The sequence below is a fragment of the Psychrobacillus sp. FJAT-21963 genome, from assembly GCF_001420585.1.
Classification (GTDB): Bacteria; Bacillota; Bacilli; order Bacillales_A; family Planococcaceae; genus Psychrobacillus.
In genome coordinates this window covers 55839-80656 of record NZ_LJIY01000007.1, presented here as the reverse complement: position 1 = coordinate 80656, position 24818 = coordinate 55839, and the positions used below count along the sequence as shown (strand labels likewise).

Sequence of the window (24818 nt, the reverse complement as noted above, 5' to 3'; positions counted from 1 at the left end):
AAGATTATTATGAAAAGGTAGGAGCAGGGAATTCATCAATTCTCATACGAAGTAAACTGTATGGTTTTTCCCGCAGGTCTCTTCCATAATGAAATCTCGCCTGCCGATGTAATTGATTCACTATGACATATAAGTATTGATCGCGGCCAATCGAAAAAGTATCCGGCCATAAAATTCTCGGGTCATGTGCGATGGTTTCCATTGCGCCATTCGGCAATATCTTCCGGATACTGTTGTTCTCATAGTCTCCCGCATAAACGGTTCCTTTTGCGCCGGTGATCATTCCATCAGACGCACCTTTTTCCCCCCAATACTGCACATATTGGGATAAATTCAAGTCCTGTATCCTTCTATCTCTAAGGGCTTCTGTTGAGATCGAGAACAGCTGACGGCTGGTTAGCGGAGCATAAAATAAAACCTTTCCATCAGGAGAAATCGCTAAACTATCGGAAGCCAATCTAAATGGGAAAGTCGTGCCGTCCGGGTTTCGATTCATCAAAATTTCACCTTCTACTTTCGGTAAAAAATAGGGATCAGGTGAAGTTGATATTGCCCCATTTAACCGTCTAAACGCGTTCCCACTTTCTAAATCTACGACGATAATACCCCCTGGCCCTCTGGAAGAAGAATCCGTTATATATGCATAGCCTGCTCTTCCAACCCGAAAATCCAAACGGACATCATTCAAATAAGTTGTTGGCAAGACAACATCTTCTGTAAAGGTATATACTCTCCTTATTGTATTCGTGCTTAAATCAACAGCAACTAATTTTGCTCCCCCTTGAATAGGTTCAGAAAAATTTGGTGCGCCTGTATCTAGTACCCAAAGTGTTCCTCTTCCATCAGCAATGATACTTTGCACACTGACGAAAGACATCGTAATTTCTCCAGCATTATCCAAATTAGTTTCTAAACTCGGATAAGGTTGCAATTCACCCTCAACAATTTCCGCCACAGTAAATTGAACGTCGTCTCCCCATTTCGGAAAGCAAACAAAAATACGACCAGTTTCGGAAACGCTGACACCTGTTGGCATAGCCCCATAAAAAGCATGCACCAGTTCAAACTGCCCAAAATATTTTTCCATAGGTAATATAGGCTGCATGATATCCTCCTCATCAAATTCGATCGGATATCACCTATATATGTTGAAAAAATTTTTTAGTGCCTGGTTCTTGATAAATTTTTCTATCGTGATTGGATGGAACAATCCATGTATATACAACAAATTGATAAATGAATCAGATTGAACATGATGAAATACTATTTCATCATGTGCATTTTTCTTTTTATTTAGGAATACAATTTTTATTCTCTCAAAAATCTAAAGAAGCACCTCATAAGAGATGCTCAAAAACTAACCCGGTATATTTACGGTTTTAGTACAACTTTTATACAGTCTTCCATTTTGGTGTCAAATATTTCATAGCCATGCTTAGCTTGATCTAAAGGAAGTACATGAGTGACAATATCGCTTGGATCAACCTTACCTTCCGCAATTAAATTATATAAATGCGGCATGTAGTGAATAACTGGAGCTTGGCCTGTCCTAATATTCACATTTCGTTGAAAGATGTCACCCAATGGGAATGCATTATAACGTGCCCCGTAAACTCCTGTAATTTGAATTGTTCCACCTTTGCGAACAGCTTGACTTGCAATTACTAGAGCTCCCATTGCTCCTCCTTGTAATTTCAGACCAGATGCAAGAAATTCCAGTGGAGTCATTTTTCCACTCATTCCTACGCAGTCAATGACTACATCTGCTCCCCCCTGTGTTATTTCTCTTAAATATTCACCACAATTTTCATGATCTTCAAAGTTAACAATCTCCACGTTATTCGTACGTTTTGCATGTTTTAAACGATAACTAACGTAATCAACTGCAATAACTCTTTTTGCACCTTTTAACCACGCGAATTTTTGTGCTAACAGACCAACTGGACCGCATCCTAAAATTACGACCGTATCCCCTGCTTTCACTCCCGCATTGTCTACACTCCAAAATGCTGTAGCTGCAGCATCTGCAAGTAACACTAAACTTTCATCCGCTACTTCACTGTTTTCTGGAATCTTAAAAGGTGTAAAATTAGCATATGGAACTCGCATAAATTCCGCTTGACCACCTGGGAACCCTCCCGTCGTGTCTGAGTAGCCAAAATATGCGCCCATTTCTCCATTTTCATTCGCATTGTCACATTGACTTTCTAATTCATGATTACAGTACCAACACTGGCCACATGCTATATTAAATGGGATGATTACGCGATCCCCTTTTTTAACTTTCGTTACATCCTTACCGACTTCTTCTACAATTCCCATAGGTTCATGCCCAATAACATAATCTTCTCCAAGGTTTGGTATCATCCCATGAATTAAGTGTAAGTCTGATCCGCAAATGGCAGTAGTAGTCAGTTTAACTATGATATCATCCGCTTTTTGGATGCTTGGGTCTTTCACGTTTTTTACCTGAACATTTTTAACACCTTGAAAAGTAACAGCTTTCATTATTTAAATCTCCTTCTTTATTCATTAATTCTTCGGTGGACTTGGAAACTTTCCTTTCCGATTTGTAACGCCCGGAAAGAGATTTAAACTAGCTATATCTACTGCATTTTGAGCAGATTTAATATCCAATTGTTTTTGAAGTTCCAAATCGTATGGGTTTAACCATTGTTTTTTCATCATGAGATCTGCAATTTCGAAATATAATGCAATGGTTACATCAAGTTGTTCCTGTAATAACTTTCTAATTGTAGGTGTTGCTGTTTCTGTCAATGCAATTGAAAGATTTCTAACTCCAGTTTTTGTTGATAACAAAAATTCAAGGGCTATACCTGAATCAGTAAGTTCCGGCATGCCAACAGAATTTATAGGATCTAAATAGTCATTCATACGAACCGACCTCCGATTATTTTAACTCAGAATTTGAATATAATTTAATCATTGCAGTTAAAGCTGGTATAGATTGTTTTACGTCCTTCTCCATTAGTGCTTTAAGATCTTGGTCAAAAACGATACCTTGCATCATTTTAGATTTAAGTAAACATACTGTCTTAAAATTTATTACTTCATGAAATTCCAAAATTTCATGAAGTGCTAATTTTTTTTCAAACATTCCTCCACCTCCGAATTTTTTCATCCATTGAAGATTGCCCCAAAAATGAGGTTTATATTCAGTATAATTGAGGTTTTTAAATGGTTGTATGATAAAAAAGTTTTAAAATCTTTCTGAGAAATCTCTCATTGGATTTTTATATGACTAATTTTTTTCCATTTTGTTTAAAAAGGTTCTATCATGAACAAAATGGGTTGAAAAAGAAAGGTATTTGAGCTATGTTTTCATTTTTAAAACGAAAGAAACAAAAAAATGATAGAAAGATCCTAGAGATAAACAATCAAAATCAATCTAACAACAAACTACCGAACCTCATTGAAAGCTCCTTGTCCAAGAATCTTGAAGTCATTAAACAAAAAACAGGAAACAGTTCAGATATCGTAATCCGCCCGTTAAAAATTGGTCATAATTCCAAGATAAAAGTAGCTATTTTATATGTAAAAGGAATGGTTGACAATCAATCGGTTAACGATTTTGTTATAGATTCAATTATGAATAACCAAAATTTAAGTGAAAAGCTCATACCAAAAGACTTGTTGGAAGTTCTCACCGAAGATGTTGTTGCTGTAGGCGGAATCAAAGTAGTTAGTGACTGGGAAAAACTATTTACTGCATTAATGTCGGGTGAAACTATTACACTCATCGATGGAATAAGCAAAGGGATTTGTGCGAGCACACAAGGTGGACAGAGACGGTCTGTTCAGGAATCTACTACAAATGTTTCTATTCGAGGCTCTAAAGAAGCGTTTAACGAGTCAATAGAGACAAATATAGCCATGGTTCGTCGAATAATTAACAATTCAGATTTATGGGTTGAGTCCATTAATATTGGCAAAATGACAAAAACAGAAGTTTCAATTATGTACATAAATGGCATCGCAAAGAATGGAATCATAGAAGAAGTACGTAAACGTTTAAAAAGAATAAACATTGATGGCATCTTAGAATCCGGATATATTGAACAGCTAATAGAAGATCAAACAAATACTACTTTTCCTACGATACATCATACAGAGAGGCCGGATAGTGTGGCGGGAAATTTATTAGAAGGAAAGATTGCCATTTTTGTAAATGGGACTCCTTTTGTATTGCTGGTACCTGCCCTATTTATAGATTTTTTTCAATCAGTTGAAGATTATTATGAACGATTTGATATTTCAACAGCTATTCGCTTTTTACGTACTGTAATCTTCTTTATATCCCTTGTCGGCCCTGCAATTTACATCGCAGCTACCACCTTTCATCAGGAGATGATTCCAACAGAGTTGGCTATTATTATTGCTGCACAAAGGGAATCTGTTCCGTTTCCTGCATTTATTGAAGCACTCATAATGGAAATAACTTTTGAAATTTTAAGAGAAGCCGGTATTCGCATGCCCAAAGCTATGGGTTCCACTATATCTATAGTAGGAGCACTTGTCATTGGACAGGCAGCAATACAGGCTGGGATTGTTTCACCTGCTATGGTAATAGTAGTCTCTTTGACAGCAATCGCCAGTTTTGCAACCCCTTCTTATGCAGTTGCAATATCTGCCCGTTTGGTTAGATTTATTTTTATGGTAAGTGCAGCGACATTCGGTTTTTATGGAATTATTCTAGTGTTTATTCTGCTGATAGTTCACTTATGCAGCCTGCGTTCGTTCGGTGTTCCATATATGTCACCTCTTGCACCATTTATCCGTGAGGAAGCAGGTGATACCATTTTCCGAAGACCAATTTGGGCTTACAAGAAAAGACCACGATTAATGAGTGGCAAAAATAGGGTAAGTCAAGGGGAAAATCAGAAACCACAGCCTCCTCGTCCTCGTACTCGTATTATGAAAAATACTACTAACATGGAAAAAGGTGATCGGAATGAATCATAAATGGATTCTTCTTTTCTTGATTATGACAAGCACAGTTTTCATCTCAGGGTGTTGGAATCAAAAAGAGTTAAATGAACTGGCGATAATATCTGCAATGGCGATTGACAAAAATGAAGAGGGTAATTATGTCAAGACCATTCAACTTATCAATCCTGGAAACGTAGCGGGAGGACTTCAAGGTGGAGGAAGTGGCCAAAGCCCAGCAGTTACCGTTTACACAGCTATGGGAGACAGTGTTCTGGAAGCACATTTTCATGCGACATCTAAAATCTCAAGAAGGCTATATCACGCACATGCAAATCTAATTGTTATTAGTGAGGAGTTAGCAAAAGAAGAAGGCATTACAGATATTTTAGATGCCTTTGAACGTGATCCAGAAATTCGAATGACATCAAGGGTTGTAATAGCCCATCATACAAAAGCAGGTGATCTTCTTAAATCTTTGACTGCCATTGATAAGATTCCAGCCGAGAAAGTGAACGGAACTTTACAGACTACCGAAAGAGCAAGAGGAGAAAGTATGGAAGTTACCCTTCAGGACGTTATTACTACTCTCACCTCTGCAGGGAAAGAAACCGTTATTAGTGGATTTAGCTTAAAAGGAGATATCCAACAAGGAAAAAAGATGGAGAATATTCAACAGTCTGAACTGGATACCACTCTTGAATCTGACGGACTGGCCATTTTTAAAGAAGGAAAGTTGGTTGACTGGTATCAAGGTGAGATATCTAGAGGAGTAGTATGGATATTGGATAAAATCCAACAGACAGATGTGATAATAGACTGGGAAGGACAGAAAAACACCTTGACTTACAACGTGCTCCGTCAAAAAACAAAAGTCTCAGCTGATACATCAAACAACCTCCCTGTCATTACAGTTAGAGTACGAGCGGAAGGTGATATTCGCGAAGTAAGGTCACAAATTGATCTAACCGATCCATATGAGATTTTGGATATAGAAAAGGAATTAGAAAAAGAAATTAAGAAGCAATTGGAAAATACTGTTATACGAACGCAACAAAACAAATCAGATGTTTTTGGATTTGGGGAAGTGGTTCGTCGTTCTGACCCAGAAAAATGGAAAAAGATGAAGAACGATTGGAATGATTCATATTTTCCAAACTTAAAGGTAAATGTGAAGGTAGAAGCATTTATACGACGTTCTGGTAATAGAACCAATTCATATCTTTCAGATATGAAACAATAAGTGTCAAGAAATGGAGTGAAAAACATTGGAAAAGGCAAAAATCAGCACCTATCAGCTATTCATTCTAATTGTCTTGTTTGAACTTGGTAGTGCCATGTTGGTACCTATTGCAATAGAAGCAAAACAGGATGCATGGCTTGCTATATTAATTGGTATGGTTGGTGGTTTTTGCTTATATTTGGTCTATCATGGTCTCTACTCATATTATCCAGATATACCTCCAACTGATTATATACAAAAAATTATGGGAATTTTTTTTGGGAAAATATTTGCCTTCATTTACGTACTCTATTTTATATATCTTTCTGCAAGAGTGTTGAGGGATTTCGGAGAAATGCTAATTACAGTCTTTTATTGGGAAACTCCTTTGTTTATTTTAAATACATTGATGGTTCTTTTAGTTATATATACAATTCGTAAGGGCATTGAGGTATTAGCGCGAACAAGTGAATTACTATTTGTTCTAATCTTTTTACTTGGGATTAGCGTTCTTTTTTTAATAGTTGTTTCCGGGATAATACAAATTTCTAACTTAGAACCTGTGCTTGAAGAAGGTATCAAGCCTGTTATAAAAACGACATTTACTCAAACCCTATACTTTCCATTTGGAGAGGTGATTATATTTGCTATGATCCTCCCCTATTTAAATCGACCGGAAAAAGTGAAACGAATTGGTTTATTAGCAATAGGATTCAGCGGACTCATATTAGCTTCAGTAATGGCCATAAATGTTAGTGTACTAGGTGTAAATAACGTTACCCGTTCACCCTTCCCCCTTCTTTCTACTATACAAACAATAGAGGTAGCCGGTTTTTTAGAACGGTTAGATGTTTATTTTATACTAATATCGGTTATCGGTGTATTTATTAAAATGTGTGTGTTTTTCTATGCATCTGTAGTAGCAACAGCCAATTTATTTAAAGTCAAAGAATCCGCACGATTAGCTTTCCCATTAGGATTAGCAATCCTGATTCTATCCATAACAATCGCCAGTAATTTTTCTGAACATGTTAAAGAAGGGCTTCATGTTATCACTCTTTATTTGCATCTTCCGCTTCAAGTAATTATTCCAAGTCTGTTACTTCTGATTGCATTTATTAAGAACAAAAAAAAGAAAAGCAAGCATAGCAAAAATTTATTTCCAAAAAGGAAGTATCGATTAGTGGAGCGTGATAAAAAATGAAAATAATCGGTATTTCTATTCTGATGTTCGTCTTTTTAACTGTTTTTTCTCTATGCATGGACATTCTTTTAGGTTTTGACCTAAACACCTCCATTAATAATGCTATTAGACCTTTTCTAGTGATGGAAGTAACAGAAATAGTTATTTTCTTTCTCTTAATTGTTCTTATGGTTGTTGGTCCAGTTCGTACCTCTTATAATAAAAGAAAAAAGAAACAACAAAGATAAAAAATATGTAAGTATATTACTGTACAGTTCTATTGCTTTGTTTGTACATAAACTTCTTGGTTTTAGCTCGCGGTTTGCCCATTCTCATTTCAAAGTAAGACAACAATTTTAGGTTATTGCCTTACATACATATCAATCTTTCGATTAAGATATAAAACAACATCGAGGTAAGTCAATGCTTGGAATAAATTACTGAGTATTAAACACCCCAATTTCCGTTCATACTTTACAAACTAGATTAAATTTATCGTAATAAGATTTAAGAGTGGTGAACAAGATGTAAATGGTTCACCACTTTTCTTTCAAAAAGCTATTTCAGTTTTCGAAGGGGAAAACAAGAAAAATTCACCCTGCACCAATTTCCATAAAGATAGCTATATAAACGGCAAAAATAGTGTTTGCAATACCAACAGAAGTAACTTCATTTAATCCTAACCGAGCAATAAAAAGTGTATCCACGAAACCAACCACAGTCTGCAATATATTTTCGATTATTGCGGGAATAGACAAAGATAAAATAATCCCTACCTTCTGTTTGGTTCAGTGATCTTGAACCGTGTCATTTGAGGGCATTTGCTGTCACTTCCTTATTAAATTTAAAAAGAATAATAGAAATACAGCTGACATTACAGAGACTGTTTATCAGTTTCTTTTTCCAACTAACCTGCCTTGTTAGTTGAAGAAGATTTAACAGCTCATTATTTACATTAGCTTTCCTCTAGTCTTTTTGTATATTCAACGTAAGCCAATAAAGTCCTTGTTCAATTAACCTGCTGCGTTAGTTTAAGTGTAACATTTCACAATTGATCACAAATATCAAATTGATGTTTTGGATATAAAAATAGACCATCGAAATGATGGTCATGTTTAACTAAAGCACCCATTAGTTGAATAAGAAGTTAACGATTAGGTAATATTCTTTTGGATTTGTTATTCCATTTTCTATTAAAAATTTAGCTTCAGATTTAATTATTTCAATGTAGTTACCTTTTTAAAAGGTTTTGTTAATTCATCAATCCTTCTTAGATTTCCTTTTATCTTTGTTTTATTATTTTAAACATCCACAATTACAGTTAAATATGCTTTACCATTATATTTTACTACCCCTGTAACTTGTTTTTTCTCTAAATCTATATTTGTATATTCGGGTACGATTCTTATTGGAGCAAAGGTTGTCCATCCCACCGAACTTTGTTTTGATTTCAGTCCAATCTTAAATATTAAATAACTAACAAGTTTTTTTAATTTAGATATCATTTTTTCACTCCTAATTTACATGGAATATTTTATCACACCTTTTTGAACTAACCTGCACCGGTAGTTTAAGTGTAACATTTCACAATGTATAGCAGAAATCTTCTTGAGTTTTGGACATAAAAATAGACCATCGAATTGATGGTCATGTTTAACTATAGTACCCGTTAGTTGAAGAACAATAGTGCTTTCCCATCATTTAATTCAATCACTTAAATCTTTCTGTGAATTCATCAACGTGTTCGCTCATTTCCATATAATGAGTCCAATGTAAATAATGGTGTCCTTCTATAGTTACTAGATTATGAACATCTATATTTTGTATTTGTGCTTTATAAAAATTTATATTTGATTTACCATCTCCATTTACATTTTCTTCTTTCGTAGTAAAGATCATAACAGGTAGATCATGCGGGAATGTCATATCTATTGTTTTATCAATGTTATTATTTATCTCGTTCGCTTCATTAACTACATTTTTGTTGTAGCCTTTCCAAGAGGAGATAGCTTTTGTCATTCTTAGATTTTCTTCCGTATAAGTGCCTTTCTCAGAAATAGGTAGAAAATTATCTGGAGTTAAGTATAATGCTAATCTTGCAATTCCAGTTGGTGCCACATAACTCAAATATTTAGGCATAGTAGGAACAGTTTCACCGAAATATTCCAATGCCTGTGGTAGGGTAGAATCTATTCCTATGATTGCTTTAACTTCTTCGGGATATCTATTAGCATAATACATACTATAGATTCCGGAAATTGAATGAGGCATCAATATATATGGGCCGTTTATGTTTAATTTTTTTAGAGCAGTCCTTGTTTCTTCTACTATGTTCTCCACTGTTCGTGCCTTGTCGGTTATATCGCTCCACCCATATCCGAACGACTCTACCACTACTACCTTATTATTATTTGCCAATTCATTTATCAAAGGCTCAAAATCCAGTGCTGGCGCTGCGGTTCCAAGGCCACTTAATAAAACTATTGTATTATCCCCTTCACCCTTTGTATAGACGTGCATACTCTTACCATCTACTTCGACTAATTTCCCTATTGCTGGATATTTTTTTTGTTCATATGTAGTCATTACGTTACTGAAAATGAACCAAATAACAAGTGCTGCAACTATAGCTAATAAAATATTCCTTAAAACAGTCCAAAATCTAAACTTTATTTTGGTTTTCATTATTTTCACCACTCCTGTAGCTTTCATTCTTCTTGATTCCACTTTACTGTGTGGGGGAATTCCTAGTAATGTACCTAAGAATTATTTTAAGCTAGGTCTTGGGGCGTATTAAACTAAACCGCTGCGTTAGTTCAATAAGAAAAAAGAGTTACCTAAGCAACCCATGTTCTTTAACTAAAGCACCCGTTAGTTATAAATTAAATCCATCTATCTAATGTCCATCCTTCAGCTAATCTCTGTTTAAGTAAGGTGTCATTCCAAATTCCCCAAGGTGATAGTTGCTTTTGTTCCTCAGTCATTCTTTCGACTGTTTCTCTTTTCCAAGTATCATAATCAATGATATGCCAACAGATCAATTCACCATTAACCATATATTCACTTCTAATTTTTTTAGGTAATTTAAAATCTTGTGGGATTGGATAACTACCCTTTTTAGTTACTAACTTTTGATTTATGAGCTGTTCCTAAAGGGAAATGAATAAGATATAATTCTTTCCTTTTCAGTAATTCATCTTCTATAACATAACCCTCCTCAAATAAGTAGGGTAATATTCGGATTAACTCACCTATGGTTTCGTCTTTATGAACATATTGAAATAACCCTATCATTTGATGTAACTATCTCAAAAACATCACCATTTTTTAATCGTGCCACTCAAATCAGTCCCTAGTATTTTTCTGTATTTTAACATACGCCTTATTAAACTAAACTGCTGGGTTAGTTAATAAGAAAAAGGCTTTACTCCCTCTTGAAGTAAAGCACCCGTTAGTTGAATAAGATAAACAAATTAATTTCGTTAAATTTTGCCGACGATTGCATAAAGAAATGCACTAAATAAAACACCTAAAGAAATGGAAAGTAACGAGATATATTTCATAAACCCTTTTTCTTTTTTAAAGAAAGCACAGATACCAAGTACTATGCCTGTTAAATAGATACAAAAGCCAATGAATATTCCCCACCAACCCAAAATATCAATATTAATCGGTGGGAATGCCATATATGCAACAAAAATTCCAACAACAATTAATATAATAGAAAAATTACTAAACTTTCTTTCCATGTTTCCATCCCCTTCTATTTTATCTATTTCTCTAAGCAATATAGTTTCCCCTTGTTCAACTAAAGCACTCGTTAGTGAAATTAGAACTACACTTGGATTGATCTATATTCTTTTGAAAGAGTAAGTATTTTTTCTGCGATTTCCTGTTCGTAATCCCCACTCAATGAAATAGTTTCTTTTGCAAAAGGAGCTAAATCTTCGTGATAGCCAATCATCACTGTATGCAATGCGTTTTCAAACATTGATATATCATTCGCATCGTTCCCAAAAGCAATATATGTATTTTCTTTTATCCCAAGAGTCTTTAATGCACTCCATTTATTTATCCCACTTGGGCTGATATCAAGTACATTCTCTTTACTATGTTTATTTACATATACATTAAGTTTTGAAAGTTTTTCTGCTAATTCATCCATACTATTTGAGGTTAGAAGCAGAACTTTAACTACTGAGTCAAGAGACTCTAAACTAACCTTTGTCGCTAATTTTGCTGGGTCTAAATTTTGAAGTATAGGGTGTGTATCTGGACCAGTATAAGCATAGTCCCAATCACCATCTATTAGATAAGTAGCATTATATTGATTTATAAGATTCTTTATTTCATTAATTTCATTTGTTGAAAACGAATTGGATTTGATTACTTTTCCTCCTTTTGAGATTAAAGAGCCATTTCCCCCAATCATAGTGTAATGATGAAACGCTTCGTCTATGACAGGTAGCATATCTCGAATAGGTCTGGCAGATGCGAAAATGACTTCAATACCTGCTTCCCTTAACTGTGATAATGAAAGAAGTATCCTGTTAGATATTGGTTGTCCTTTAAAACAAACTGTTCCATCTAAATCAAAAACTAATTTCAAAAGTCTCACTCACTTTCATATTAAGAGTATAAATTATAATTTAATTATTCTGCGAAAAAGAAAATTAATTGTCTTCTCTTTCAACTAACCTGCTTCGTTTGTTTACGTGTAACATTTCACACTTGTCAAGATTCACCTCAGATTTATGTTTACTAGGTTAGTTTAGTTTACACTTATACCAAGATAAACTGATTGAACATCGCCTCCAAAAATGCTCTTCCGAATTTTCATTAATTATTTTTATCTAATTTTTCTTTTATTATCATCATCGAAATACGAATTTCATTAATCTCACTATCAGTTAGTCCTTTAAACAATTGATTTATTTGTTCATCTGACTGAATATTAATTTTATCCAGCAGTTCCTCTCCTTTTTTGGTCAAATAAAGAAAGTTTTTTCTACTGTCGATTATTGAGCTTTTTTTCTCTATTAATTCTTCTCTCTCTAATTTACGTAAAATTCTGCTCATATAGCTTCTATCAATATTCAGTTCTTGAACGAGATTATTGGCAATACATTCGGTTCTTTCCCTAATTTCAAATAGTACTCGTGCTTCAATTAATGAATAATCTGTATCTAAAATTTGGTTATTAAATAAACTTAGTAACTTTGTATAAAATCTGTTGAATTGTCTGATATCATAAATAATATCTTTATCCATATATTCTCCTTTAGTTGACTTTGTCCACATTTAATTTTAATATAACTATAACCCTAAAACGTGGACTTTGTCTACGTTTTTGAGGATGCCCATATTCAAAAATCTTTCGCAATCTTTATTTAAAGCGAATTGAAGGAGATAATATATGATCATTAGAGAAATTAAAAAAGAAGACAATGTAAAGGTAAAGGAAATAATACAAGACTCACTAAAATCTCTTGGATTAGCGATTCCTGGTTCAGCTTATTTTGACCCTCAACTCAACGACCTTCACCAATATTATAATAATTTTAAACATGCGAACTATTGGGTAGTAGAAATGGAAGGAGAAGTTGTTGGTGGAATTGGTATAGCACCGTTTAATGAACATGATAATGTTTGCGAATTGCAAAAGCTATATTTAAGTAAAAAAACACAAGGTTTAGGATTGGGAAAGAAGTTAATGGAAACGGCTTTGTCATTTGCCTCTAAACATTATGAAAAGTGTTACTTAGAAACAATGCATGAATTAAAAGCTGCATGTATATTATATGAAAAATTTGGATTTATACTTTTACACGAACCACTATCAGGTTCTGACCATTCTGCTATGGATGCGTGGTATTTAAAAGATTTGAATTAGAAGCAAGAAGTCCATTAATCAATTATAATTAGAAATTAATATAAAGAAAAAGCCTCCAATTGTCGAGTTCGGCTTTTTTTATAACTTTGTTAAGGAATGTACTTAAACTAAACTGCGTCGTTAGTTTAAGTGAAACATTTCACACTGGATTTCTGAGATCAACTTGACGATTTGGATAATAAATAGACCATCGAAAATGATGGTCTTGTTCTGCTATAGCACCCGTTAATTTAAGTGAAATCATTCACATTATATTTACTTTAGAATTGTATTTACTTTAAACCTGTTTCTTTTTCATATAGCTTGATATGCCCACCACTAACTCCGTATACGACGCCGCTATTTTTCCATCCATATTTTTCATAATAGCCATCAATATCTGTAGACAAATAAAGCTTATCATATCCTTTTCTTGCTGCTTCTTTCAAACTGTGTTGAAGCAACTTAGAACCTATTTCTCTACCTCTATATTCTTCCTTCACGAATAAGCAGGCGAGCCACGGGCATAGGTCTTGTCGGCTGTTAAGGTCATTTCTTAATAATGCATAAGTTCCAATGATTTCCTCCTTTTCTATCAACACATAAAACCTTGGAATATCTGATGAAATACAACAAGAATGAATCATAGCATCTTCATAAAATTTATAATTATGCTCATTTCCCCATTCTTTCCAGAATACTTGAATTGCTTTTTCGAATAGGTTATTCCTTTCCAGTAATTCAATAATTTGCATTCATTTTCCCCCTATCCAGTTATATTCATAAAATAACTTAACTAAAACATTTCTTCTGTTAAACTAAGCTTCTTCTTTAGTATAATATTTTCTACATTAAAGCACCCGTTAGCTTAAGTACATTTTTTCACAAATCTTATAAAGCAACTGTACTTTTAAGGTTGATTGTATCCTTTAAGAACTTCTCCGTTAGTATTTCTCGATTTTTATTGTTATATTTTCTTCGCTAATTGTTACGTTTTCTGTTTCAGAAACTTTCTTTATAGAATCTTCAACTATTTGTTGAATCATCGTATCATCAACTTTTACATCCTTCGGGAAACTTACTGATACAGAAATTTCTTTAACACTACCACCTAACATTATTGCTATTGACTCACTATCAAGTCCCGTTTGCTCTGTAATAGATACTATTATTTCATTTTGTAATTCTGATAAGAAATTTGCATCATTTACCCCCGTTTTTCGGAGCATATATTACTTCCACTTCCGGCTCTCCATTACACCCAACTAACAAAATTAAACTAAATAAAATCCCTGAAATTATAGCTTTTTCATCACTTCTTAATTCTCCTTTCAAAAATAAATTACACATTCCACAACAATTCTCCATACGTAAGTTTGACGGTATCTACTGGTAAAAGTTTCAAATTGAAACATAATCTTGTTAAACTAACCTGCACCGTTAGTTCAATAAGAAAAAGCTACCCCTAAAGGCAGCCTCTTGTTACACTAAAGCACCCGTTAAACTGAAGAAGTCGGTTACTTTCCAGAATCAACGATTTTGCGTTTATGTTTTTCATTGATTATTTTTTTATTAAAAATCCTAACTTTTCCAACCATTAGTAACCTCATATCCTCTACAATATACTTGGCTAACTCTTGGTCAGTGATGTCATCTCCATCAATATCAAGGCGGAATTCCTGCCCTTGAAGCCCACCGCCATTAGTAAACTCTATTTCAAAGTCAAATTGAACTCTTTTATCCATTTAGACCCTCCTAAAATATTGGTTGATACACTCCTTAAATGATTATTAATTCAAGTGCAATATTCAAATTGATAGACTTAAAGTACGGCAGGAATACTCCCAATAAAGAAATAGTACAAATAATGGTATTGTGCATACTTGTTTAAGTACATTTTTTCACAATCTTTCATCAAAAAAAGGGTTGCTGTTTGACCCTTTTTAAACTTATACCTACTATCTTTTCAAAAAGAACAATTTTAATTAATTACCATCAGTTTAAGCGGTGGACAATTTCATATTGATTGCCACAAGGGTCTTCGAAATATACTGCATAATAAGTTGGGCTGATTGGAAATTGTTGCGGTCCGCTTGTAATTCGCCCACCTATTTCTTTTATAAGTTGGGAAAGTCTATCAACTTCAATGCGGTCTTTTACCCAAAAACCTATGAGATTTTGATTTGGACTGTGCGAAACATCCTCCGTTATTGCAAAATATGCTACACTTGGGAGAGTTCCTTCCGCTGCGAAAACCTTCCAATTTGTACTGTGATATGTCTTAGTAAACCCAAGCTCGGGTAAAAACTTTTCATAAAACGGCAAAACCTTCTCCAAGTTAGTTACTCTAAGGTCGATATGACTAAATGGATTCATATTTAATTCTCCTTTAGAACAAAATTCTTTCATTAGTTTACAATGCAAGTTTTTAAGTAAAATTTGGTATTCTTTCCCTGACTTCATCTAATACTTTTTCCCAATACACTTTCATTTTTTCCCTCGTAATACTATCATTAAGATTCTCTTGATGAAAACTAATTGTAGTTTTATTACTATCTCTCGGAATAAAACGGATTTGTACTATAGAAGGTTTTAGCCACTCAACTTTTTGCCAAGTAAGACGAAGTTGTTGTTGTGTTTTAACAACTCTGATTTGACCTGTTACGGTTTTCGTCACGAATTTCTGACTTGGTTTTAGAAAAACATTGGTACTTTCTCCTAGCCATAATTTTAATCCTTCTTCACTAGTGATTAGTTCCCATGCTTTTTCCTGTGAAATTGGGAAGGTTCTTCTAACTCCAACTTGGAACCCAGCAGTTTTTGTTTGTCCAACAATTCTCCGTAAATCCATTATTTCATCCCCTCAATCCATAACATATATTTGCTGTCAGTTACTATTAAATAAAATATAAATTCTTATCTTTACAATTCTTGATACTAACTAATAATTCCTTTTTGCGATAAAAATTATTCGATATAGAATTTAACGAGAAATTCAACAATCTTGCCCGATTGCAGAATAGTATGACTGGCATTTCAAATAACTTTATTATTACTTAAAACCTCAACTAAATTGCTCTTTTTTGAATAACTATCGTATAAAAGTTGGACAATAATTTTATGTATACAAATAAAAAAGCCCTATTATTGCCAAATGCAATGATAGGATCTCTAATAATTTTTTAACATATATTTTCATAAAGTATTTTCAAACATAAGCTTTCATTTAAACACCCACTTATTAAGAGATGTTCAAAACAGCAATAGTATTCCTCCTTCTTCAACTAAAGCACCCGTTAGTTGAACAAAGTTGAACAAGATTAGCCTATTTCATCTTAGGCTTTATTCTCTGTTCAAATTCGTCTTTAGTAATGTTCCACACTTCATACTCTTCCCCAAACTTATCTCGAACATCTTGACCCATTAAATCAGAAACTATTTCATAATCATCTATTATATCTTCATTGAGAATTCCCTCAACTGTATTCCATTTAATAAATTTTTCATCATATGGACTGACAATATAAAAATATCTGGTTTCAAATCTAGTTATCATAATAGTCCCTCTAGAAATTGTACTATTATAAGCATTTTATAATATGTTTCTTCAACTAACCTGACCAGTTAGCTTAAGTGTAACATTTCACATTGGATTGCCGACATCTACTTCATGTTTTTGGATGTTAAATTTCCATCGAAATGATGGTCTATTTTACTAAAGCACCAATAGTTGAAGAAGCACCTTCTCTTTTATTACACATTATGTTCGAAATGTGACACTTCAACAGTCAGTTGCCCAGATACAGCTTAATATCTGGAATACTCTATAAAGCAACTGTGAGGAATCACCTAACCTCATCATCCTTTAGTTGAATTAAACACCCTTTTACTGCACATACTTTACAAACTAGATCCAAATCAGTCGGGAAAGTCTGATATGGTTCTAGTCTTTTTTGTATTATCTTTTGATTTTGTCTGCATATATTTCTAATAAAAGAGCAATTTATTGGTGAAAGTAAAACTTCCTTAAACCCTTGGGTTCTACTTATTATTTAGTACTTAGTGAATATAATAATAAAAGCAACTGTGAGGCATTCTTCTAACGTCTAAAATTATTGCCTCCAGTTGTTAAAATACCTAATTTGTTTGTTATGAATAAATATTTTCAATCGGATAATACTTCTAATAAAAGAAGGTGACAATTATGATTAAATAGAATTAACTTTGAATAACTTTAGTGTTGAAACCCTAAATGATATCGTTAAACAATTCAACCAGCTTATTCCTGAACAATCTTCTTGTTCTTATTCTGCTAAGGATGTAATTGAACTATTAATCATTCGGGAATATGTGAATAGTGAAATAAAACTTGTTAGACCCTGAAAAAGGTCTATTTATTTTTAATTTTCTTCAAATGTGATATTTTCTTTAACTTTTGGGCATTCTTATTCCAATAATCCTAAAAACACCTATACTTAGTTGAGTTAAATATAAGGAGTTGAAATTATTGAGTCTTATTTATCATGAGTTGAATCGATTAGTCGATGACTATTTTAAATGCGAAAACTTACTAATCAAAGAATATATACTAGTTGATATACGGCTCTTAACTGAAGCTCTATGTCTTATTGATTGACCTTTGAGAAACAATATTACCTGTCGCTTTTTGTCTTTTTTTATCTTATGAAGTTAGTTTTTGTAAAATCTCTTTCAAATAGTCGATATATAGTACATACTATGCTATAAGAACTATTGAAAGAGGTAATACCAATGGATTTTGGTTATACATGAAATTAATCGTTTAGTAGATGATTATTACAAATGTGATATTACCCAGATAAAGGAACAAATCATTAATGATATCGATTTTTTAACTGAGGCTTACCTTCTTCATGTGGAAAAGAGAGATATAGAACCTCCAATTAACCGTTAGGCTTTTAGTTTATTTCTCCTCTAGACCTTCAGTCGGAAGGTCTTTTTTATTTTGGTCTAACTTCTCTTAGGTCCTTATCATAAAAACAGCTTATTTTTAGAAAATGATATTAAACAACCGACAGGCAGCTCACCTCCCAGGTCCCTGTCTTCATTTTTTATTTATATTCTATGGAAATAGTGACATGCATCCAGTTGAAGCCTTTAGCACATCATTAAATTATCTATCTACATATGATAACTGCGTAGGTACAGCGAGCCCGATGTTACCAAATTTCAATTTTTACCTCAGTCCTCAGGGACATTAGACCTTCAGAGGAAGGTCTTCTTTATGTTTATTTGATTCAAATTTTTTAGTGATATGACATTTACCTCAAGTGCAGCTTCATTTTTGGAATAAGATATAAAACAACTGCGAGGTGGGCACTATCCTCATTGTCCTGCCTTCGGTTGATAGAAATTGCTCGTTTTTAATACCTTTTTGCTTCCCGTACTTTAGAATCGTTAAGTTATCTATTAGTAACTCACCTTCCTTTAGACCTTCAATCGGAAGGCCTTTTTTATGCTAGTTCGTACTAAGTACTAAACTCTTGTAAATTCACATCTTGAATTTCTCATACTATTGAATAATCTTTTAATTTTCGCACACCATAAATGTTGAATGAAATATTAAATAGACAGGGAGTGCAATTATGGGAATATTAAGCGGAAATCCAAAAGATGAACCATTACATTATGGTGAAGTATTTTCTATATGGACGAATGTAGCAACAAATAACGGGCTGATAGCTGCATACCAAACATTCATTAATCACACTGGCGACGAAGACCTAGCAAAAATCATCGATGAATCAATTGAGTGTATGAAAGATGAAAACAAACAACTGGAAGTAATATTAAAAATTAATGGTATAGGACTTCCTCCGGCACCACCTGAACGTCCAGAAGCTAGACTAGAGGATATTCCAGTTGGTGCTAGATTTAATGATCCCGAAATTAGCGCTGCACTTTCTATGAATTCATCAGCTGGTTTAGTTGCCTGCAGTCAAGCAATGGCAATGTGCATTAGAGAAGATATCGCTTTAATGTTCGGGCAATTCCAACTGAAGAAAGTGCAAATAGGTGCCAAGCTTCTGAGACTTAATAAAAATAAAGGGTGGCTAGTTCCTCCTCCACTACATGTAGGCTTTCCAGATAAATAATATTAATTCTTAGGGCAATCTAATTTTGATTGCTCTTTTTCATTTTGTTACACATTTTGTGTCTATTACGACGTTATTTGGTTCGAAATGTGACACTTCCTTTAGGCTCTTGCCTAAATACAGCTTAATATTGAGAATACTCTATAAAGCAACTGTGAGGAATCATCTAACCTCATCATCCGTCCTCTAGTTGAATTAAACACCCTTTGATTGCCTATACTTTATTAACTAGATCCAAATCAGTTGGGAAAGTCTGATATTGGTTCTAGTCTTTTTTGTATTATCTTTTTATTTTGTCTGCATATATTTCTAATAACTGAGCAATCTATTTATTGGGTGACGTTACACTTCCTTAAGACCTTCAATCGGAAGGTCTTTTTATTTTCTAGTCACCAATTTCTCTAACCATTTCCTAGGGTTCTACTTATAATTTTGTGATTTTTGAATATAATAATATAAATAACTGTGAGGCTTCCTATCTAACCTCTAAAATTTACTGCCTCAAGGTGTTAAAGACCTTCATGCAAAAGGTCTTTTTTTGTTTTAGGACATATTTTATTCGGCTTGTGTTCAGGATTTAACTATGAGAGTATTTTTTTGGCCTACTAAACCACACTAATGTGGTTAAGGAGGTGAACAGTCATGATGAATAGTAACAATGAATTTGGTGATGATTACAACAATGAAAATTTAAATTTGGAATATCTAAACTTAGATAGAAATGACCCAAACAATATTCGTAACAACAACAATAACCGAAATAGCAATAACAATAACAATATCAATCCAAATGATAGATCTGAGTTCGGTGAGGATTTCAACTTCGACAATTTAAACGAAATAATCCTAAATGATCAAAATCTAAATAAAAATAGTAATAATAATGACCGAAACAACAATAACAACAACACAACAACTAGAAATACTTAGTTAATACAGTCATCCCTAAATATAACATTAGGGATGACTGTTCCTTTAGAGAGTATAATCAGTCTCAGTTTTACATCGATTTTTGGTCGAACTGTTCATTAAGCTGCGACTACTTCTTCATAGCTTTTCTAAATAATTTATCTATTCCTCTTTCCTTTCATGTTCCCTTTCATACATAATTTCTTCGTCTCTCTTTGGTTGTAGCCCAAAAAAATCTCTTAGATTTTTAAAATAACTTCAAACCTTATTGGACAATCATACAGACACCCAGAGATAATCTGAATATCTTATAGAGATTTAAAATTTACTTTTGAAGGAGATAGAAATTTTGTCAAATAAGCATAGTAGTGGTGATTTAGACTGCCAATGTGAGTGTGTTGAGGGATTGGCAGAACAACTTGAGCAACATATAGGCGAGCTCGTTGTCGTTTTTGAAAAGAATGCTTTTGTCCAAGGAACCATAAGAGATGTTATCGATGATTCTATTCTTGTAATGGAAAATATAACCAAAAATATAGGCGTCGGAGCATTAGCTATAGGGTTTAGTGCCACTACAATATTTATTAGCATTTGTGAAATCACAGAAATCCTTACTTTTGTTCCAGGCTTAAGTACGATTACAACACTAGATAAATTAAATTTTTCGTAATTAATGTGAGATTAGAAGGTGGTAAACCAGATTTATATGGTTTACCCCTTTTTATTAATACAATCTTATTTTACTATGACACCTGAATTAGAACTTTAAAAGGTCATTTACTACCTGTACTGATGAATAGTTTGTGTCAAATGCGACATAAAAACTCCCATTCTCATCTTCAACTAAAGCACCCGTTAGTTCAATAAGGATTAAAGTTCGTAATATAATGAATATCATTTTTTATATCCTTTTTATTTATCTATTACTTCGATTTTTGTTCCATTACCAGTCCCAGGTAAACTTGTATCCATGGCGTCATACCAAACTTTTACTTTGTCTCCTATTTCAATACCAGAAATTTCTTCATCAAAGCCAAAGTAGGATGCTTGTATCGATTTTGAAATGACTTCTTCTTCTGATAGAACCCTTGTTTCTCCTTCTAATTCTTCATAAATAAAGACTACACGAGCATCTACTTTAGCCACAATGCCTTCCATAACCATTTCATTCTCCTTGCTCTCTTCTTCACAACCAAAAATAGCAACAATCCCAAAAACTATCAAAAGGCATAAATATAGTTTCTTCATCATTTAGCTCCTCTAATTTATTCTTCGACGCGTTAGGAAGCGAGTTTCTTGTTCAACTAACCTGCACCGTTAGTTTAATTACAACTCTTCACAAACTAATATGTATCTCTCAAGATATTTAATAATCCAACGCTAAATATTAAAGTACCTATTAACATGAATGAATGTATGAATCCATTTAATATTGAAACATATTCTCCAGTTAAGTTTTCATTAGAATACACTACATTAATTGAGAAATATCCTAAAGGTGTGCTTAAAATTATTACGATTAGCCCCAATATGAAATACCACACTTGCTTCTTCACTAACTATCCCCCCTTTTATATAGTGACTTATTGAACTAACCTACGTCGTTAGTTCAATAAGCTTAATAAAACAGTAGATATCCTAAAGAAATAAAAATAACAATCGATCCTATCGCCCAGATCCAAGTTATTTTATTACTAATTCCCGCTTTTTTCTCTAAATAATTTATGTAATTAATAATAAAAATAAAGCCAAAAAAAGCATAAAATAGGAAGAATTATCTTTGATAGAGAAACTACTCATAGCAGCTAATGCAACAAGTATAGTTCCAGCTGCACCTAATATTACATTGATATATAAGGAACTATGATTTTCTTTCACCTTTCTAACCTCCAATGAGAATAGTTTTTCAACCCTTAATTTTTCTTGAAATAACCTGCCCTGTTAGTTGGTAAGAAAGATGGACATTATGTTTCAATTGCTAAATAAAAAGCCAGCAAATCTCTGCTGACTTAAATGACATCTTTTTAAAATAATACGGACGTTACTTCAAAAAGAAAATTATAATTTCTTTTCAAAAAAGGTTAGAGATAGATTTTCATTTACTGTGACTTCTTTAATATTTTCAAAGCCATTCTTTATATAAAAACTAACTGCTGGAGTATTTTTAGAACCAGTCGCCACTTTTATTTTTTTAACTTCGTAATTATTTGTTACAAAATTTAAAAGTTTCTGGGCAATTCTTTTTCTAAAATGTGTTGGATGTACAATTAACCTGTGTATATCAACAACATTATTTTCTATTTTTAATGATATTGCTCCACATAGGTCTTCATCTTCGTAATAACCAAAGAATACTTCTTCGCATTCTTGCAATGTTTCAACTGTATCTCTCAATGGCGGTATTTCATTGGTACCGATTATTTCAGCCTCTACCATATAGGATGGTATTTGAATGTTTAATACATCAATAGCGTTATCTCTAACACTAATGTCAATTATTTTAATCAAGGTAAAACCTCTTCCAATTTTATTATTTTCAACTACCGGGAAGTTAGTTAAATTAGAAAATCCATTTCAACATTACCATATTTTTCTAAATTATACAACATAAAAAACACCACCAATTAGGTGGTGCTATTACACGTTATGTTCCAAGTGTACAACACAAAAAACCAACCTTTGATGAGGTCTAATAGTTCGTGTAAGCTGATATTAGGACTGTATTTAACAAAAATATTTACCTCTTTGATAGGTTTTTATCTTTAGATACGTATTAATTGGCAGGGTACCCCAAAACAAAAAAGGAGAGGTTGAAGTGAAAATAACGGATGAAAACGTTGTACAACAAATAATCTTAGAAAATGAAAAGACTATTCCTTATCTTATTAAAAATTATGAAGGTCTGCTTAATAGTATCATTCGAAGATATTTGAACGGCAATCAACAAGATATAGAAGAATGCTTAGCGGATGTGATAATTTCGATATGGTTTAATATAGATTCATTTGATGATAAAAAAAATGAGTTCAGGCAATGGATTGCCGCAATTGCCAAATACCGTGCTATTGACTATATACGCAAAGTTGAAAAAGTAAAGCGACATGTAAGTAAGTTTGAGTTTGATGAACATGTATATAATCAATCAATAGTCAAGCCAAGTGGAATCGACTTAGCTACCATATTAAGTGCGTTGAACGATAAGGAACGAGCGATATTTGAAAAATACTATGTGGAAGGTGTTCCAGCCAACGAAATTGCCAAGGAATACAAAGTAAAACAATCTTGGGTGCATAATAAACTTTCTAGAGGCAGAAAAAAGTTGAAAACTATTTTATTGAAGGATGGGGTGTAAAGGATGTCCATATTTAAAGAGTTAAATGATGTAAGATTAGACGTAACTGAGTTTGAAGAAATACCACTTTCAACAATGGAGCGAAAGCGCATTCAAAAAAGGATCTATAACAAAATATCAACAAAGACTAAGATGAAGAAAAAGAAAAACTATTTTTTATTAGCTGTAGCCTCCTTTATTGTCATTTCTAGTTTTACATTTATCCTTACATTTCCAGCTTTGGCCGCTAAGGTACCAATTCTTAGTAACATATTTGAATTATTGATTCATGATGAAAACTATGTATTTGAGGAATATGACAAGCATTCGACCGATATAGGGATAACCCAAGAAAGTAACGGGATAAATATTACTACAACTAATGCAGTATATGATGGAGAAAATATAACAATTGCCTACACGATTAAGAGTGAACAGGATTTAGGAGAGAGACCTGTTTTAGAAGGTAAAATAATTGTAGATGAATTTGGAGATCGTTATAAGGATAATGGATATTTTGAAAATTATATAGTAGAAAAAATAAATGACCATGAATACGCTGTAATATATATCTATCAATTACTCGAGGGATTTAAACCCGACACCCTTCATGTTACATGGACGGGGGATACAGTACTTAATTTAAATAATGTTCGACAAGCCACGTTAGGAAGTTGGTCTTTCCAATTTTCTTTAGACATGTTAGATAATAAAACAAGAAAATTTGCTACTAGTGAATTTTCCACAGAAGAGGAAGGGATTGAAGTTGAGTTAACAAAAATAACGCAAACTCCCATTTCCTCTACTATATATCTGTCGGAACTAGTGGACGAGCGGGTAGTTTCACAAGAAGAGGAAGAAATGAGAGGCGTTTCAATCGAATACTTAATATCCGATAATTTAGGAAAAGAATACAAATATGTCCATTACCGAGATACTGGTCACAGTACAGATTTTGATGCGAATCATAGAAGTTATCCAAGAATTACGACGAATGTTTTCGATGATGCAGCGACAACTCTCACGATAACGCCAATCATAAATGTGATGAAAGTGGCTAATCCTGATTCAAATGGTGCTGGTCCCCTAGTGCCAGTAATGAAACCTTATACTATTGAACCCATTCAAGTGCCAATAAATAAGAATTAGCATTTTTCTCACTGACTATATTCTTATAAAGGTCTACCTAGCTTTTTGCTAGGTGGACCTTATTTAAACAA

31 protein-coding genes are annotated in these 24818 nt (G+C 33.3%); 10 read left to right on the top strand and 21 right to left on the bottom strand.

Annotated elements, in window-relative coordinates; genetic code table 11:
• Window positions 1-7: 7 nt before the first annotated feature.
• The 4 genes from AN959_RS16190 to AN959_RS16175 form a co-directional block, all read right to left on the bottom strand.
• Window positions 8-1105 (bottom strand): L-dopachrome tautomerase-related protein, encoded by a 1098-nt coding sequence (locus AN959_RS16190; protein WP_056832269.1) that lies wholly within the window; start codon window positions 1103-1105, stop codon window positions 8-10.
• A 266-nt stretch (window positions 1106-1371) separates the two neighbouring features.
• The gene (locus tag AN959_RS16185) at window positions 1372-2508 is read right to left on the bottom strand and encodes a zinc-dependent alcohol dehydrogenase (protein ID WP_056832268.1); all 1137 of its coding nucleotides are present in this window, start codon (window positions 2506-2508) and stop codon (window positions 1372-1374) included.
• A 24-nt stretch (window positions 2509-2532) separates the two neighbouring features.
• The gene (locus AN959_RS16180) at window positions 2533-2895 is read right to left on the bottom strand and encodes a spore coat protein (RefSeq protein WP_056832265.1); all 363 of its coding nucleotides are present in this window, start codon (window positions 2893-2895) and stop codon (window positions 2533-2535) included.
• A gap of 16 nt (window positions 2896-2911) precedes the next feature.
• Entirely contained in the window at window positions 2912-3118 is a 207-nt protein-coding gene (locus AN959_RS16175) for a hypothetical protein (protein ID WP_056832392.1), read from the bottom strand.
• A gap of 218 nt (window positions 3119-3336) precedes the next feature.
• Here AN959_RS16175 and AN959_RS16170 point away from each other — a divergent pair, with 218 nt between their 5' ends.
• The 4 genes from AN959_RS16170 to AN959_RS16155 are packed head-to-tail and all read left to right on the top strand — an operon-like array spanning window position 3337 to window position 7600.
• A complete protein-coding gene (locus AN959_RS16170) occupies window positions 3337-4983 on the top strand; it encodes a spore germination protein (protein ID WP_056832263.1) in 1647 nt (548 codons plus the stop codon).
• On the top strand, window positions 4973-6190 hold the full coding sequence (locus tag AN959_RS16165; protein WP_056832262.1) for a Ger(x)C family spore germination protein: 1218 nt from the start codon (window positions 4973-4975) through the stop codon (window positions 6188-6190). The genes AN959_RS16170 and AN959_RS16165 overlap by 11 nt, the downstream gene beginning before the upstream one ends.
• A 25-nt stretch (window positions 6191-6215) precedes the next feature.
• The gene (locus AN959_RS16160) at window positions 6216-7373 is read left to right on the top strand and encodes a GerAB/ArcD/ProY family transporter (protein ID WP_056832260.1); all 1158 of its coding nucleotides are present in this window, start codon (window positions 6216-6218) and stop codon (window positions 7371-7373) included.
• Window positions 7370-7600: a hypothetical protein gene (locus AN959_RS16155; protein ID WP_056832258.1), complete on the top strand. Its 231-nt coding sequence runs from the start codon at window positions 7370-7372 to the stop codon at window positions 7598-7600. Before AN959_RS16160 ends, AN959_RS16155 begins: the two co-directional genes overlap by 4 nt.
• Before the next feature lie 345 nt (window positions 7601-7945).
• Here AN959_RS16155 and AN959_RS20785 read toward each other — a convergent pair whose 3' ends face one another.
• From AN959_RS20785 to AN959_RS16130, 7 genes are all read right to left on the bottom strand, one after another.
• Window positions 7946-8110: an MATE family efflux transporter gene (locus tag AN959_RS20785; RefSeq protein WP_253278934.1), complete on the bottom strand. Its 165-nt coding sequence runs from the start codon at window positions 8108-8110 to the stop codon at window positions 7946-7948.
• 543 nt (window positions 8111-8653) lie between these two features.
• Complete coding sequence (locus AN959_RS21770; RefSeq protein ID WP_056832256.1) at window positions 8654-8857, bottom strand: hypothetical protein; 204 nt, start codon at window positions 8855-8857, stop codon at window positions 8654-8656.
• A 205-nt stretch (window positions 8858-9062) separates the two neighbouring features.
• On the bottom strand, window positions 9063-10037 hold the full coding sequence (locus AN959_RS16145; RefSeq protein WP_253278933.1) for an alpha/beta fold hydrolase: 975 nt from the start codon (window positions 10035-10037) through the stop codon (window positions 9063-9065).
• A gap of 197 nt (window positions 10038-10234) precedes the next feature.
• Window positions 10235-10408: a hypothetical protein gene (locus tag AN959_RS21120; RefSeq protein WP_156350813.1), complete on the bottom strand. Its 174-nt coding sequence runs from the start codon at window positions 10406-10408 to the stop codon at window positions 10235-10237.
• Between the two features lie 426 nt (window positions 10409-10834).
• Window positions 10835-11140, bottom strand: coding sequence for a hypothetical protein (locus AN959_RS16140; protein WP_056832253.1), 306 nt, complete (start codon window positions 11138-11140; stop codon window positions 10835-10837).
• 47 nt (window positions 11141-11187) lie between these two features.
• Window positions 11188-11961, bottom strand: a complete 774-nt coding sequence (locus AN959_RS16135; protein WP_056832250.1) for an HAD-IIB family hydrolase — start codon at window positions 11959-11961, stop codon at window positions 11188-11190.
• A gap of 230 nt (window positions 11962-12191) precedes the next feature.
• Window positions 12192-12623, bottom strand: coding sequence for a MarR family winged helix-turn-helix transcriptional regulator (locus AN959_RS16130; RefSeq protein WP_056832248.1), 432 nt, complete (start codon window positions 12621-12623; stop codon window positions 12192-12194).
• A 145-nt stretch (window positions 12624-12768) separates the two neighbouring features.
• On the opposite strand from AN959_RS16130, the gene AN959_RS16125 reads away from it, so the two are divergent.
• On the top strand, window positions 12769-13245 hold the full coding sequence (locus AN959_RS16125) for a GNAT family N-acetyltransferase (protein ID WP_056832246.1): 477 nt from the start codon (window positions 12769-12771) through the stop codon (window positions 13243-13245).
• Window positions 13246-13517: 272 nt separating this feature from the next.
• On the opposite strand, the gene AN959_RS16120 is transcribed toward AN959_RS16125, so the two are convergent.
• The 6 genes from AN959_RS16120 to AN959_RS16095 all read right to left on the bottom strand — a co-directional run bounded on the left by AN959_RS16120 (window position 13518) and on the right by AN959_RS16095 (window position 16780).
• Window positions 13518-13979, bottom strand: a complete 462-nt coding sequence (locus AN959_RS16120; RefSeq protein ID WP_053589258.1) for a GNAT family N-acetyltransferase — start codon at window positions 13977-13979, stop codon at window positions 13518-13520.
• 189 nt (window positions 13980-14168) lie between these two features.
• Complete coding sequence (locus tag AN959_RS16115) at window positions 14169-14453, bottom strand: topoisomerase (RefSeq protein ID WP_253278932.1); 285 nt, start codon at window positions 14451-14453, stop codon at window positions 14169-14171.
• A gap of 288 nt (window positions 14454-14741) precedes the next feature.
• A complete protein-coding gene (locus tag AN959_RS16110) occupies window positions 14742-14969 on the bottom strand; it encodes a hypothetical protein (protein ID WP_056832244.1) in 228 nt (75 codons plus the stop codon).
• 250 nt (window positions 14970-15219) lie between these two features.
• Complete coding sequence (locus AN959_RS16105) at window positions 15220-15600, bottom strand: VOC family protein (protein WP_056832242.1); 381 nt, start codon at window positions 15598-15600, stop codon at window positions 15220-15222.
• Between the two features lie 52 nt (window positions 15601-15652).
• The gene (locus AN959_RS16100; protein ID WP_056832240.1) at window positions 15653-16075 is read right to left on the bottom strand and encodes an SRPBCC domain-containing protein; all 423 of its coding nucleotides are present in this window, start codon (window positions 16073-16075) and stop codon (window positions 15653-15655) included.
• Window positions 16076-16549: 474 nt separating this feature from the next.
• Window positions 16550-16780 (bottom strand): hypothetical protein, encoded by a 231-nt coding sequence (locus AN959_RS16095; RefSeq protein ID WP_056832238.1) that lies wholly within the window; start codon window positions 16778-16780, stop codon window positions 16550-16552.
• Between the two features lie 2068 nt (window positions 16781-18848).
• Here AN959_RS16095 and AN959_RS16090 point away from each other — a divergent pair.
• The 3 genes from AN959_RS16090 (at window position 18849) to AN959_RS16080 (ending at window position 20937) form a co-directional block, all read left to right on the top strand.
• Window positions 18849-19358, top strand: a complete 510-nt coding sequence (locus AN959_RS16090) for a DUF3231 family protein (RefSeq protein WP_056832236.1) — start codon at window positions 18849-18851, stop codon at window positions 19356-19358.
• Between the two features lie 642 nt (window positions 19359-20000).
• On the top strand, window positions 20001-20288 hold the full coding sequence (locus AN959_RS16085) for a hypothetical protein (RefSeq protein ID WP_253278931.1): 288 nt from the start codon (window positions 20001-20003) through the stop codon (window positions 20286-20288).
• A 328-nt stretch (window positions 20289-20616) separates the two neighbouring features.
• Window positions 20617-20937: a hypothetical protein gene (locus AN959_RS16080; protein ID WP_056832234.1), complete on the top strand. Its 321-nt coding sequence runs from the start codon at window positions 20617-20619 to the stop codon at window positions 20935-20937.
• 242 nt (window positions 20938-21179) lie between these two features.
• Here AN959_RS16080 and AN959_RS16075 read toward each other — a convergent pair whose 3' ends face one another.
• From AN959_RS16075 to AN959_RS16065, 4 genes are all read right to left on the bottom strand, one after another.
• Window positions 21180-21518, bottom strand: coding sequence for a DUF3221 domain-containing protein (locus AN959_RS16075; protein WP_082461054.1), 339 nt, complete (start codon window positions 21516-21518; stop codon window positions 21180-21182).
• A 92-nt stretch (window positions 21519-21610) separates the two neighbouring features.
• A complete protein-coding gene (locus AN959_RS16070) occupies window positions 21611-21823 on the bottom strand; it encodes a hypothetical protein (RefSeq protein ID WP_056832230.1) in 213 nt (70 codons plus the stop codon).
• A gap of 166 nt (window positions 21824-21989) precedes the next feature.
• On the bottom strand, window positions 21990-22145 hold the full coding sequence (locus AN959_RS21115) for a hypothetical protein (protein WP_156350812.1): 156 nt from the start codon (window positions 22143-22145) through the stop codon (window positions 21990-21992).
• A gap of 180 nt (window positions 22146-22325) precedes the next feature.
• On the bottom strand, window positions 22326-22775 hold the full coding sequence (locus AN959_RS16065) for a GNAT family N-acetyltransferase (RefSeq protein WP_056832229.1): 450 nt from the start codon (window positions 22773-22775) through the stop codon (window positions 22326-22328).
• 307 nt (window positions 22776-23082) lie between these two features.
• Here AN959_RS16065 and AN959_RS16060 point away from each other — a divergent pair, with 307 nt between their 5' ends.
• Both AN959_RS16060 and AN959_RS16055 read left to right on the top strand, forming a co-directional pair.
• On the top strand, window positions 23083-23619 hold the full coding sequence (locus AN959_RS16060) for a sigma-70 family RNA polymerase sigma factor (protein ID WP_056832227.1): 537 nt from the start codon (window positions 23083-23085) through the stop codon (window positions 23617-23619).
• Window positions 23620-23622: 3 nt separating this feature from the next.
• A complete protein-coding gene (locus AN959_RS16055; protein ID WP_056832225.1) occupies window positions 23623-24747 on the top strand; it encodes a DUF4179 domain-containing protein in 1125 nt (374 codons plus the stop codon).
• Window positions 24748-24818 lie beyond the last annotated feature (71 nt).